We start from the raw sequence: 12,896 nt of genomic DNA, 5'->3' as shown, positions 1-12,896 counted from the left end.
GGACGATGTGACGAGCGAAGCGAAGTGCCCGGTCCTGGCAGGAGCCGACCGACATACGGCGATGGGGACCATCGCGAATCAGCGCTGGTGGCCGAGCCAGTTGAACCTGAGGGCCCTCCACCAGAACTCGTCCCTCTCCGATCCGATGGGCGAGGACTTCGACTACGCCGAGGAATTCGCGAAGGTCGACCTGGACCAGCTGAAGCAGGACATCGAGGAGGTGATGACCACCTCGCAGGACTGGTGGCCGGCCGACTACGGCCACTACGGGCCGCTCTTCATCCGGATGGCGTGGCACTCGGCGGGCACGTACCGGATCGACGACGGCCGCGGCGGCGGAGCCTCCGGCACGCTCCGCTTTGCGCCGCTCAACAGTTGGCCCGACAACGTGAGCCTGGACAAGGCGCGGCGGCTGCTCTGGCCGGTCAAGCAGAAGTACGGCCGGAAGCTCTCCTGGGCCGATCTCATGATCTTCACCGGCAACTGCGCCCTGGAATCGATGGGCTTCGAGACCTACGGTTTCGCGGGCGGACGCGAGGACGTCTGGGCGCCCGAAGAGGACATCTACTGGGGCTCCGAGGGCACCTGGCTCGGTGACGAGCGCTACACCGGCGACCGCGAGCTCGAGAATCCCTTGGGCGCCGTGCAGATGGGCCTCATCTACGTGAATCCGGAGGGGCCGAACGGCACGCCTGATCCGGTCGCCGCGGCGCGCGACATTCGCGAGACGTTCCGCCGCATGGCGATGAACGACGAGGAGACCGTGGCGCTCATCGCCGGCGGGCACACGTTCGGCAAGGCGCATGGCGCGGCCGACGCGGGCCAGCACGTCGGCGTCGAGCCCGAGGGCGCCGGTCTCGAGGAGCAGGGCCTGGGCTGGCGGAACACGTTCGGCAGCGGCAAGGGCGGCGACACGATCACCAGCGGCCTGGAAGGCGCCTGGACCACCGAGCCGGCGAAGTGGGACAACAACTTCTTCGAGAACCTGTTCGGCTACGAGTGGGAACTGACGAAGGGCGCCGGCGGCGCGTACCAGTGGACGCCGAAGGACGAGGCGGCCGCCGGTACGGTGCCCGATGCGCACGATCCGGCGAAGCGGCACGCGCCGATGATGCTGACCACGGACCTGTCGCTCAGGCTCGACCCGATCTACGAACCGATCGCGCGGCGCTTCCATGAGCACCCGGACGAGTTCGCGGACGCGTTCGCCAGGGCCTGGTACAAGCTGACCCACCGCGACATGGGTCCGCGCAGCCGCTGTGTCGGAGCATGGGTGCCCGCCGAGCCGCAGATCTGGCAGGACCCGGTCCCCGATGTCGACCACGAGCTGATCGACGATGACGACGTCGTCGAACTCAAGAGCCGGATCCTCGATTCCGGACTCTCCGTCTCCTCGCTGGTCTCGACCGCGTGGGCGTCGGCGTCGACCTTCCGGGGCACCGACAAGCGCGGCGGCGCCAACGGCGCCCGCATCCGGCTCGCGCCCCAGAGGGACTGGGCGGTCAACGACCCGGCGCAACTGGGTGAGGTCCTGCAGGCGCTCGAGGCGATCCAGGCCGACTTCAACGGCTCACAGTCCAGCGGCAAGTGGGCCTCGCTCGCCGATCTGATCGTCCTCGGTGGCTGCGCGGCCGTGGAGGAGGCGGCGAAGAGCGCGGGGAGCGAGATCGCCGTGCCCTTCTCGCCGGGTCGGACCGACGCGGTCCAGGAGCAGACCGACGTGGAGTCCTTCGCCGTGCTCGAACCGACCGCGGACGGGTTCCGCAACTACCTCGGCAACGGACATGCGAGACCCGCGGAAGCGCTGCTCGTCGACCGGGCGCAGATGCTGACGCTCACCGCTCCCGAGATGACGGTGCTGGTCGGCGGCCTGCGCGTCCTGGGGGCGAACGCCGGCGGGTCCGAACTCGGCGTCTTCACGGAGCGGGCAGGGACGCTGACGAACGACTTCTTCGTTAACCTCCTCGACATGGCAACCGACTGGCAGGCCAGCGCCGATGCCGAGGGCGTCTTCGAGGGGCGCGATCGCGGCACCGGCGAGGTCCGGTGGACCGGCAGCGCGGTCGACCTCGTCTTCGGCTCGAACTCCCAGCTCCGGGCGATCGCTGAGGTCTACGCCTGCGACGACTCGCAGGAGCAGTTCGTGCGCGACTTCGTGGCGGCCTGGAACAAGGTGATGAACCTGGACCGGTTCGACCTCGCCTGATCAGGTGCTCCGGCAGGGGAGCCGTAAGGTGGCGATTGTGCATTTGAAATGCAGAATCGCCACCTCGGGGGAGCTGTTTCCGAGACTGACGCCTGGCTAGCCGTTAGCCGGCCGGCGGCAGCAGCATCTGCTCCATCGCGGCGACGAACGTCTGGCGCGACGGCAGGCTGTCGATCAGACCGCTGAGCCGCTCCGCGTCGGCACCGACGGGGTTGTGCACCGCGACATCGTCCGCGGTCACGCACTCGAAGATCTTGTCCGCCACCTCCTGCGGGTCCTGCGGCTCACCGTCTCCGACGATCGCGGCGAAGTGGTCGCGGAGCTTCCGCGAGTGCTCGACGAGTTGGGAGTCGCCGGACTCGACGTAGTTGTCCGTATTGGAGCCGAACGCGGTGGTGAGGTAGGCCCCGGGCGCGACGGAAACGACGCGGATGCCGAGCGGTTTGTACTCGAGCGCGAGCGCCTCGGTGAGTCCCTCGGCGGCGAACTTCGACGACGAGTAGACGGAGTTGCCGAGCAGGCCCATCAGGCCCCCCATCGACGTCACGTTGACGATGCAGCCGGAGCCCCGTTTCCGCATGTCGGGCAGGGCGCGGCGCATCACGTTCATCAGGCCGAACACGTTCGTCTCGTAGATGTCGCGGACGGAGGCATCGGGCGACTGCTCGAAGAGCGCGTTGCTGCCGTAGCCGGCGTTGTTGACGACCGCGTCGATCGGGCCGAACGCGGCGGTGCCCTGCTCGAAGGCGGCGTCGATGCTCCGCGGATCCTTGACGTCGAGCCTTGTAACCAGGACGCCTTCGAGGCCCGTGAGCTCCGCTTCCTTCTCCGGCGAGCGCATCGTGGCCACGACGTTCCAGCTGTTGGCTCGGAAGGTGTGGACTGCCAGCTTGCCGAAGCCGCTCGAGCAGCCGGTGATGAGTACGGTGCGGTCTGTCATCTATCTGGATCTCCCTTGGGGTTTCTGGTTGGCGACTCAGTAAAGCGGCAGAATGGTAGACCACGAACGCCAGAACGAGGAGTACACGAACAATGCAGCGACCCACGATCGGTTTCATAGGACTCGGCGCCATGGGGGAGCCGATGGCGGCCCGCCTGCTCGATGCCGGCTTTCGGGTCGTCAGCTCGATCAACCGCAGCCGCGACGCGATCGAGCGGCTTGCGGCGAAGGGGATCGAAGAGCTTGGGACGCCGCGCGAAGTCGGCGAACACGCCGACATCCTGATGACGATCGTCTGGGACGAGGAGCAGACCGACCGCGTGCTGTGCGGTGAAGACGGAGCGTTGAGCACTCTGCGTGAGGGCGCGATCGTCGTGGTCATGAGCACAATGTCGCCGGTCTACTGCCAGGCACTCGCGAGAGAGGTGGCATCTCAACGGGTGGACGTGATCGACTGCCCGGTCAGCGGGCTCGTGGCCGGCGCCAGGGAGGGTACGCTCACCCTGATGGCCGGAGGCGACGCGGCCACGATCGACCGGTGCCGTGAGGCCTTCGACGTGCTCGGCACGACGATGCACTGCGGCGGCGTCGGCGCCGGTCAGGCGATGAAGATTGGCAACAACGCGATCGCGCTTGGCACCTGGGCGCTCGTGCAGGAGGTGCGCGAGGTTGTCGGCGCCTACGGCATGGAACTGGACCGGTTCATGGAGATCCTGAACGTGTCGACGGGCCGGAGCTTCGTCTCGAAGAACTTCCCGATGCCCCGGCGGCGCGTGACCTGGCCGGCGATGCCGGTCAAGGATCTGTCCCTGTGCCTGGATGTCGCCAGGGAGTTCGACGTCGAGGCGCCGCTGGTGAGGGCGAGTCTGGACTCCGGTCAGCCGGAGGCCTGAAGATACGGCCTTCGACTCTGAGGGCCGTTTGGAGGAATCTGGGATGAAGTACACGAAGTTGGGCAGTTCCGGTCTCGAGGTGTCCCGGATCTGTCTCGGATGCATGAGCTTCGGCGAAGAGTCGCCGGGAGCTCACGACTGGAGCCTGGACGAAGCCGCCAGCCGCCCGATCATCGAGAAGGCGCTCGATCTGGGCATCAACTTCTTCGACACGGCGAACGCCTACTCGATTGGCTCGAGCGAGGAGATCACGGGCAGGGCGTTGCGGGACATGGCGAACCGCGACGAGGTGGTCATCGCGACCAAGGTCTACTTCCCGGTTCGCCGCGGGCGCAACGCGCGGGGGCTCTCGCGCAAGGCGATCATGACCGAGCTCGATGCGTCGCTGCGCCGTCTGGGAACCGACTACATCGACCTGTACCAGATTCACCGCTGGGACGACCGGACATCGATAGACGAGACGCTCGGCGCGCTGCACGACGCGGTGACGGCCGGCAAGGTCCGCTACATCGGCGCCTCGTCGATGTGGGCGTGGCAGTTCAGCAAGGCGCTCTACACCAGCGAGATGCGTGGCTTCACGAAGTTCGTCAGCATGCAGAACCAATACAGCCTCCTCCAGCGCGAAGAGGAACGCGAGATGCACCCGCTCTGCGCCGATCAGGGCATCGGGACGATCCCGTGGAGCCCGCTGGGCCGGGGGCTGCTGACCCGCGACTGGGACGAGACCACGCGCCGGTCGCAGAGCGACCCGATGATGGCGAGACGTTTCGACGAGGCGAAGGACCGGCCGATCGTTGATCGGCTGGGCGAGGTGGCGCGGGACAAGGGCGTGTCCCGGGCCCAGGTCGCGATGGCCTGGGTCCTGGCCAATCCCGTCGTCGCGTCGCCGATCGTCGGCGTCACGAAGATGAGCCACCTCGATGAGGCAGTGTCGTCGCTCGACGTCGAGCTGACCGCCGAGGAGAAGAAGCGGCTCGAAGAGGTGTACACGCCGCGGGCGAACCTGTTCTAGTCTGGGACCTCGCGATGGTCGAGGATCAGAAGCCAACCAATGCAGATGCCTCGACCGGGACCGAGGCAGACGAAGCGCCCACTCCGGACACGGGGGCTGTGGTCGGTGGCTTAGCGGGGGTGAGAGCTCTGGTAGGGATCGTCGCGTTTCCGCGGACCAGCTTCGAGATCATCCGCGAGCGCCGGCCGTGGGTTGCAGCCCTCGCGGTGATCCTGGCGGTCCTCGCCCTTAGGACGGTGCTCGGGCAGCGGGATTTGGCTGCCATCATGGGAGGCGGGGAGTCGGCCGTGAACCTCTACGGACCCAGCACGGTCATGGCCGCGGCCGTACTGATTGCACTGCCGATCGAGGCTCTACTGGTCTGGCGGCTGTCACTCGTCTTCGGAGCCAAACTACCTTTCCTGACGTTGTTCTCGCTGATGGTCCACGTCTACGTGGTCGGTCGCCTGGGCGACCTCTTCAGCTACTTGCTGTCGAAGGGCCGTCGGGCGCTTGAGCTACCCGAGGCGTCTTCGGGATTCGAACTCGATTTCTCCAATCCTGCACTTCACACGACCGTCGGGGCGCTGCTCGAGGGGGCCGCCAGCATCGCCGTCTCCCTTTGGACGTTGATTCTGCTTGGCTTGGGCATCGGGGTAGTGGCTCGAGTGTCGAAGTGGAAGGGACTCGGCATCGCGGGGTTCTACGCGGCGGTCATGGCCGCCCTTGGGGAGGGGCTCGAAAGAACGACCAGCGTGTTCGTTCAGTCCGTTCGCTAGGCGCGGCGGAAGCCCAGAAGCCGGCGCTACGCGCCGAATGCCGGCGGGAACCCGTGTGGCGCGGTCCGCGCCACGCGCGTCACAGTCCGTGCGCCCGTCATCGGGCGCACGGATGACACGCCGGCGCACCCAGTGTGGGGCTCAGGCCGATGTCTTGAACGCCCGGTACGGCACGACGACGAAGAGCGGCAGCACGATCAGGGCGATGAAGCCCCAGGCGAGGGTGCCGTAGCCCCTGGCGACGAGGTCGATGATGCCGATGGTGGAAAGGCCGGCGGCGGCCGCCAGGACGAGGACGGCGGTCAGCGCCTTCTGCCTCGGCGTGAGCGCGCCGGAGGCGGGCCTCCAGCGGCGCGGCAGGTCGCCCAGGTTGCGTTCGACGCGATGGAGCAGCGCGTGGATCGAGCCGACCGCGGTCTCGATCAGCGTCCAGCCGGCGACCAGTCCGAAGAGGGCAATCCAGAGGGTCGCGCCGCCGGCGCGTCCGTCGGCCGCGGTTCCGATCAGTCGCAGCCAGGGCACCTCCGCCTCCATCACGGAGGCATGGGGGAACCGGAGGAGGCAGGCCAGGGTCAGGGCGAACGGAATCGTCATCGCCAGGCCGGAGAGGATCCCGGACGCGAAGGTCTCGCTGCGCCGGGTCTGGCGGTGCAGGCAGAAGAGGACGGCCGGCACGACGGCGACGTTGTAGGCGACGTACAGGACGGCCGTGATGACGACCTCTCCCGCTCCGGCCTCGGAGCCGGGCGGTGGCGGCGCGGCAGTGTCGCCGACGGGCGCGGTCAGCACGAGGACCGAGAACGCGCAGTAGCCCAGGTACAGGGCCGCGCTGCCCCAGGTCTTCGCCCGCTCGATGAAGCCGGACCCGCGCCAGGTGAGGAAGCCGACGCATGCCAGGGCCAGGATCAGGCTGAGCGGCTTCGGAAACGCCAGGGTCTGCTGGAGGACTTCGCCGATGGCCGCCGTCATGACCGCGATGACCAACAGCATCATGCTGAGGAAGAGGAGGTCGACGAGCCACCAGAACGGCCCGACCAGGTTCCGGCTCCAGGCCTTGTAGTCGTACGCGCCGGCCAGCCGCGCCAGCTCGAAGGCCAGCGCCATGACGAGCGAGAAGCAGACGGCGATGATCGCGACCGACAGCCAGCCCCAGTTGCCGAAGCGGCCGGCGTACTGGACGACCTCCCGCCCCGTCGCGTAGCCGCCGCCGATGATCATCGACTGCGCGATGATCGCCGGCAGAAGCAGGGTGTGGAAACGGGTTGGCGCCCTGCCTGGCATTACCGACGCCGTCTACCGCTAGATCAGTCGCCGGCGCGCAGGAAGCGGATGGGCGAGACGGACGGCTCGAGCGGCACGGCCACGACGTTGATCTTCCCGTCGTTGCCGTAGTCGAAGCGGACCTTGGCACCGCCGCGGCCTGACGCGGGCGAGCTGGCCGGCAGGTCGTAGGGGACGCTCCACACGTCGTAGTGGTAGTGCCGGAGCGGGAACTCGATGCCGGCGACCTCGAGGACGAGGCCGTCCCCGTCCGTGCGGACGGAGGCCTTGCCGTAGCCCTCGTGCTCGTACTCGCCGGCGTGATCCGCGAGTGGGTGGGAGGGGCTCGTGTCCGCCACCGCGGCCGCGAGGTCCTTCTTCTTCGCTTCCTCGGCCTTCTCCTCAGCTTCCGCGATCTGCTTGCGGGCCCGGCCGGCCCAGTCAATCGGCTCGAGACCGAGCATGCGGTCGAACGCGTTGCGCACGACGAGCGCCGGCACGGTTCCGGTGTGCGACGTGTTGGAGAGTGCGATGACGCCGATCTTGTCGTCGGGCAGCCACTCCATCGCCGAGATGAAGCCGTCGATGCCGCCGCCGTGGCTGATGTGCTTGCGGCCCCGGTAGGTGCTCACCATGAGGCCGAGCCCGTAGGTGGGATCGCCGATCTCCGGGCCGTTCTGCAAACGCTGCTGGAGCGGGCCGGTCAGCACCATCTGGGGTAGCTGCATGAGCCTCGCTGAGGCCTCCTTCAGGAGCTGCTCGTCGCCGACCTTGCCGTAGGCGAGATGGAACCGGACGTAGGCGGCGAGGTCGCGGGCCGACATGTTGATCGATCCGGCCGGTCCGATCGCGTCGATGTTGCGGAAGGGCACCCGCTCGATCTCCTCGTCCGCGCCGTAGCCGTAGGAGAAGTCGTCGTCCTCCTGCATCCGGATCACCGAGAAGGTGGCCCGATCGATGCCGAGCGGGGTGAGGACGCGTTCCTGGACCAGTTCCTCCCAGGACTTGCCGCCGATCCGCTCGGAGACGATGCCGGCGGTCATGAACATGAGGTTCTGGTACTGATACCTGCTCCGGAAGGAGGCGGAAGGCTCCAGGTGGTGAAGGCCCGCCAGCAGCTCCGAGCGGTTCCTGCCCGTGGCGTACCAGTACAGGTCGTGACGCGGCAGGCCCGAGCGGTGGCTCAGCAGGTCGACGGCGGTCATCTCGTCGGTCGCCGCCGGATCGTGGAGCCGGAACTCGGGGAGCACCGTCCGGATCGGATCGTCCCAGGCGAGGGTGCCGTCGTCCACCTGCATCGCCAGCAGGGTGGCGGTGAACGACTTCGTGTTGGAGCCGATGGCGAAGAGCGTGTCGGGAGTCACGGGCAGCTTCTCTTCGACGTTGCGCCAGCCGTAGCCCTTGGCGAACACGGTCTTGCCGTCCTCGACGATCGCCACGCCGAGGCCCGGGACCTTCCACTCCTGCATGATCGATTCGACCCACGGGTCGAAACCGTCGAGCCGCTCGTCGACGGTGTCTGACCACAGCGGGACGGCGACGAACGTGACGGCGAGAGCCGCCAGGACGATGTGTCTAACCGCCGCCCTCGGAGCTCGGCAGCCAAGCGGCCACGATCGCCACGTGCTTGAGGTTGACGCTCTCATCCCCAGATCTCCTCCAGAACCCGGCGGAAGTTGCCGCCGAGGATGCCCCGAATGTCGGGGTCCGTGTAGCCCCGTCGGATCAGGCCCTCGGTGAGGTCGAAGACCCGTTGGGGGTGGGCCACCTCCGGGATGTCGATCTGGTCCCGGAAACGGTACTTGCCCTGCTGGTAGGCGGCCTTGAGCCGCTCGTAGTCCGCCTTCGGCATGTCGTCGTAGCCGTAGAGGTCGATGTCGCTGCCGATGCCCACGTGCTCGGCGCCGATCCGCTTCGTCAGGTAGTCGAAGTGGTCGAGATAGTGCTCGACGGTCGTCGGCTCGTCGGCCTTGACGAACATCCGGATGTTCGTCACGCCGAAGACGCTGCCGGCCTCCTTGACCGCGTCGATGACCTCGTCCGGCTTGCAGCGGACGTGACCGTCCGCGAGCGCCCGGACGTTCGAGTGGGTGACCAGGACGGGCTTCTTCGAGGCTTCGAAGGCGTCGAGCGACGTGCGGTCGCCGCAGTGGGACACGTCGACGGCCATCCCGACGTCGTTCATCCGCTCGATGATCGCGACTCCCCAGTTCGACAGGCCGCCGTCGATCCGGTCGGTCGCTCCGGTGCCGATCAGGTTGCGGGCGTTGTAGGTCAACTGCGACACGCGCTGGCCGAGCCCGTAGAAGTAGTCGACGTCCTCCAGCGAGTGGAAGTGATCGGCGTTCTGCACGCCGAAGATCATGCCGAAGCGGCCGCTTCGAGCCGCCTCGTCGAGGTCTGCGGCTCGAGAGACGCGGAGCATCCGGTGTCCGTTGTGCGCGACGACGCCGTTGACTCCCGCCACCCGCTCCAGGACGGACTCCCTGGCGCCGAAGGGGCCGGTTCCCACGGCGTCGAGAACGGCGTCGATCCCGGAACGGTCGAGATCGTCCCAGAACGACTCGGGGATGTTCTCCGGGTTGCCGTACCAGGCCCGCATGGTCGAGGACGCGAGCGTGAGGGGACTCAGCATGTCGATGACCAGCGAGTCGCCCATCAGGTCGACTGCCCGCGTCGAGTACCGCTCCTCGCTCTGGGCGAACAGCCTGTGCCTGCCGAAGGCGAGGTATGGCGCCCCGAGCGTCGACGCGGCGAGGAGAGCGCCCGCCCCGGCGCCTTGCCCGAGCAGAGTTCGGCGTGACAGGCGGGTACGCGGTGTTGCCTTTGGCATGGTCACCACTCCGTGATCGAGAGTCCGACGTAGGGGCTACGGTGCAGAAGGGTGTATACCATCGACGCTTCGTGGTTCTGGATCGGTCATCTGTAGCAAGAGCGGCCCCGTTTCTCGCCGCGCTTCTCATCGCCTGCAACCCCGCCACAGACGGGAGCGGCGAAGCCGACCCGCAGGAGTTCGACGTCGTCTTCCAGGGCGCCCGCGTCATCGACCCCGAGAGGAGGCTCGACGAGGTCAGGAACGTGGGCATCCGGGGCGACGTGATCGCCGCCCTCACCGAAGAGTCCCTCGCGGACTCGCTCGCCGACGGAGGCGTCCTGATCGACGCGGCCGGGCTGGTGTTGGCGCCGGGCTTCGTCGACCTCCACGCCCACGGTCAGGGTCCGCGGGCCCACGAGTACCAGGCGCGGGACGGCGTCACCACGGCCCTGGAGCTCGAATGGGGCGTGCCGGACGTTGGGTCGTTCCTGGAGTCGAGACGCGGCAGGTCGCTCGTGAACTACGGCGCCACGGTCAACCACGGCGCCCTGAGAGGCCTGGAGATCGTCCCGGAGGAGGAACGTGCGGACCTCGCGGCGGCCTTCGCGGCTGCCGGCGCCGAGGACGAACCGCTCGACTCCATGCGCGATGCCGCGCAAAGGACGTACTACTCGGAACTGCCGCCCGAGCGCTTCCCGGCCATGCTGGAGCATCTGCAGCACGGGCTGGAGCAGGGCGGCCTGGGCATCGGAATGGCGACCCAGTACTACCCAGGCGCCAGCCGCAGGGAGATCTTCGAGGTCTTCCGGTTCGCCGGCGAGAAGCGGGCCACCATCCACACGCACGTGCGCTCGATGAGCATCGACGCGATGCAGGAAGTCCTGGCCAACGCGGTCGGGACCGGGGCGCCGCTGCACATCGTCCACGTGAACAGCATGGCGCTGGGAGAGATCGACACGGTCCTCGACATGATCGGCGGCGCGCGCCGGCTGGGGCTCGACGTGACGACTGAGGCGTACCCCTACACCGCCGGCTCGACCAGTCTCGAGTCGTCCATCTTCGACGAAGGCTGGCAGGACCGCCTGCAGATCGACTACGGCGACCTGCAGTGGGAGGAGACCGGGGAGAGGCTGACGAGAGAGACCTTCGAGCGGTACCGCCGCGAGGGGGGAACGGTGATCCTCCACTTCATGAAGGAGGAGTGGATCGAGACGGCCCTGGACAACGACTGGGTGATCGTCGCTTCGGACGGCATGCCCTACGCCCCGGGCGCGCACCCGCGGACGGCCGGCACCTACTCCCGGATTCTCGGGCGCTACGTGCGCGAGCGGGGCACGCTCGACCTGATGACGGCCCTGTTGAAAATGAGCCTGCTCCCGGCGGACCGGGTGGCGTCGATGTCCGATCAGATGAGGCGCAAGGGACGAATCCAGGTCGGCGCCGACGCGGACATCGTGGTGTTCGACCCGGAGACGGTGATCGACACCGCCACCTTCGAAGGCGGGCTCTCGTTCTCGGAAGGCATCGTCCACACGATGGTGAACGGCGTGTTCGTCGTGCGCGACGGTGAGACCGTGGAGGGAGTCAGCCCCGGTCGCCCGATCGTCGGTCGCTTCGCGCGTTGACCGTCGACACCAGGACCGCGGGCGAAGCCGGGTCGGCGGAGCAGGCCGCCGGCTACCCGTCGCTCGGCGCCGCCAACTACGGCGTCGTCCTCCTGTTCCTCGCCTACGTGCTGTCGTTTCTCGACCGCAACATCCTCTCCCTCCTGGTCGGCCCGATCCGCGACCAGTTCGGAATCACCGACTTCCAGTACAGCCTGCTCGCCGGCGCCGCGTTCGCGCTGGTCTACAGCTTCGCCAGCTTTCCCCTGGGCCGGCTCGCCGACCACTATTCGCGCAGGGTCATCGTCGCCGCCAGCGTCGCCTTCTGGAGTCTGGCGACGGCGGCGGGAGGGCTGGCCAACAGCGTGGCGCAACTGTTCGCTTCGCGGATGGCGGTCGGCGCGGGCGAGGCCGGGCTCGCACCGCCCGCCTACTCGATCATCACCGACAGCTTCCGCCCGGCCCATTTCGGCTACGCGATGTCCTTCTACAAGACGGGCGTGCGGGTCGGCGGCGGCTTCGCCCTGGTGATCGGCGGCCTGCTGATCGACTACTACACACGGATCGGTCCGATCGACCTGCCGGTGATCGGGACGCTGCAACCCTGGCAGGCGACGCTGGTGACGGTCGGTCTGCCCGGGGTTCTGCTGGCGGTTCTGCTGCTGACGATGGTCGAGCCGCAGCGCAAGGAGCTGGCGGTTTCACGGAGCGGAAGGGAGCATCTGCCGGTTTCCGAGTTCGTCAGGTTCATCTGGGAGCGCAAGCGCGTCTACCTGCCGCTGTTCATCGGCTCGTCCATGCTGGCGATGGCCGGCTACGGGTCCTCCGCCTGGTACCCGGAGTTCCTCGTGCGCAACTACGGCCTGAGCCGCGGGGACGCCGGAACGAGCTACGGGACGATCTCGATCATCACCGGGGTCGTCGGCATCATGGTCGCGCCCTGGATCGCCAACCGCCTTGCGGCGCGCGGCTACAGGGACGCCTACGTGCGCACCCTGCTGGCGACGACCCTGATCGCCACGCCGCCCTCGGTCGCGGCGCCGCTCGTGGGCAGCGCCACGCTCACCCTGCTGGTGCTGATCCCCGGGATGATCTTCTCGGGCGCCTACCTCGGCGTGATGGCGGCAGCGTTCCAGCCGATCACGCCCAACCAGATGCGCGGCCAGGCCACGGCCTTCTACATCTTCCTGACCAGCTTCATCGGCATGGCCTTCGGCACCAGCACACTGGCCGCCTTCACCGATTTCCTCTTCCAGGACGACGGCAAGGTCCACTACTCGCTCGCCACGATGCAGGCGATCTTCAAGCCGGCGGGCGCGTTGCTCTTCTGGTACTGCCTGTCCGCGTACCGGAAGGCGATGGAGGAGGCGGGGAAGTGGGAGGTGGATTGAGGGGAGCGTCGGTCGGC

10 protein-coding genes and 1 pseudogene are annotated in these 12,896 nt (G+C 67.8%); 7 read left to right on the top strand and 4 right to left on the bottom strand.

The window, feature by feature from the left end; genetic code table 11:
• Positions 1-7: 7 nt before the first annotated feature.
• Positions 8-2,206: a catalase/peroxidase HPI gene (gene katG, locus OXI49_14220; GenBank protein ID MDE2691668.1), complete on the top strand. Its 2,199-nt coding sequence runs from the start codon at positions 8-10 to the stop codon at positions 2,204-2,206.
• Positions 2,207-2,309: 103 nt separating this feature from the next.
• Here the strand turns inward: katG and OXI49_14215 are convergent, their stop codons facing one another.
• The gene (locus tag OXI49_14215; GenBank protein MDE2691667.1) at positions 2,310-3,146 is read right to left on the bottom strand and encodes an SDR family oxidoreductase; all 837 of its coding nucleotides are present in this window, start codon (positions 3,144-3,146) and stop codon (positions 2,310-2,312) included.
• Positions 3,147-3,235: 89 nt separating this feature from the next.
• Here OXI49_14215 and OXI49_14210 point away from each other — a divergent pair.
• From OXI49_14210 to OXI49_14195, 4 genes and pseudogenes are all read left to right on the top strand, one after another.
• A pseudogene (locus tag OXI49_14210) lies at positions 3,236-3,667 on the top strand (NAD(P)-binding domain-containing protein).
• 84 nt (positions 3,668-3,751) lie between these two features.
• The gene (locus tag OXI49_14205; GenBank protein MDE2691666.1) at positions 3,752-4,039 is read left to right on the top strand and encodes an NAD-binding protein; all 288 of its coding nucleotides are present in this window, start codon (positions 3,752-3,754) and stop codon (positions 4,037-4,039) included.
• Between the two features lie 43 nt (positions 4,040-4,082).
• Positions 4,083-5,051 (top strand): aldo/keto reductase, encoded by a 969-nt coding sequence (locus tag OXI49_14200; protein MDE2691665.1) that lies wholly within the window; start codon positions 4,083-4,085, stop codon positions 5,049-5,051.
• A 14-nt stretch (positions 5,052-5,065) separates the two neighbouring features.
• Entirely contained in the window at positions 5,066-5,809 is a 744-nt protein-coding gene (locus OXI49_14195; GenBank protein MDE2691664.1) for a hypothetical protein, read from the top strand.
• A 141-nt stretch (positions 5,810-5,950) separates the two neighbouring features.
• Here the strand turns inward: OXI49_14195 and OXI49_14190 are convergent, their stop codons facing one another.
• Genes OXI49_14190 through OXI49_14180 form a run of 3 tightly spaced genes read right to left on the bottom strand, consistent with a single transcriptional unit; the run spans position 5,951 to position 9,902 of the window.
• Positions 5,951-7,090, bottom strand: a complete 1,140-nt coding sequence (locus tag OXI49_14190) for a hypothetical protein (GenBank protein MDE2691663.1) — start codon at positions 7,088-7,090, stop codon at positions 5,951-5,953.
• Between the two features lie 23 nt (positions 7,091-7,113).
• Positions 7,114-8,715, bottom strand: coding sequence for a serine hydrolase (locus OXI49_14185; protein MDE2691662.1), 1,602 nt, complete (start codon positions 8,713-8,715; stop codon positions 7,114-7,116).
• Positions 8,712-9,902, bottom strand: coding sequence for a membrane dipeptidase (locus OXI49_14180; GenBank protein ID MDE2691661.1), 1,191 nt, complete (start codon positions 9,900-9,902; stop codon positions 8,712-8,714). The genes OXI49_14185 and OXI49_14180 overlap by 4 nt, the downstream gene beginning before the upstream one ends.
• Before the next feature lie 71 nt (positions 9,903-9,973).
• Between OXI49_14180 and OXI49_14175 the strand changes: the two genes are divergently transcribed.
• On the top strand, positions 9,974-11,509 hold the full coding sequence (locus OXI49_14175; GenBank protein ID MDE2691660.1) for an amidohydrolase family protein: 1,536 nt from the start codon (positions 9,974-9,976) through the stop codon (positions 11,507-11,509).
• Positions 11,506-12,879 carry an MFS transporter gene (locus tag OXI49_14170; protein ID MDE2691659.1) on the top strand — a complete coding sequence of 458 codons (1,374 nt, stop codon included), beginning with the start codon at positions 11,506-11,508 and terminating at the stop codon, positions 12,877-12,879. The genes OXI49_14175 and OXI49_14170 overlap by 4 nt, the downstream gene beginning before the upstream one ends.
• Positions 12,880-12,896 lie beyond the last annotated feature (17 nt).

This window comes from Acidobacteriota bacterium (assembly GCA_028875725.1).
Classification (GTDB): domain Bacteria; phylum Acidobacteriota; class Thermoanaerobaculia; order Multivoradales; family Multivoraceae; genus Multivorans.
This window is presented reverse-complemented; position numbering and strand designations above follow the sequence as displayed.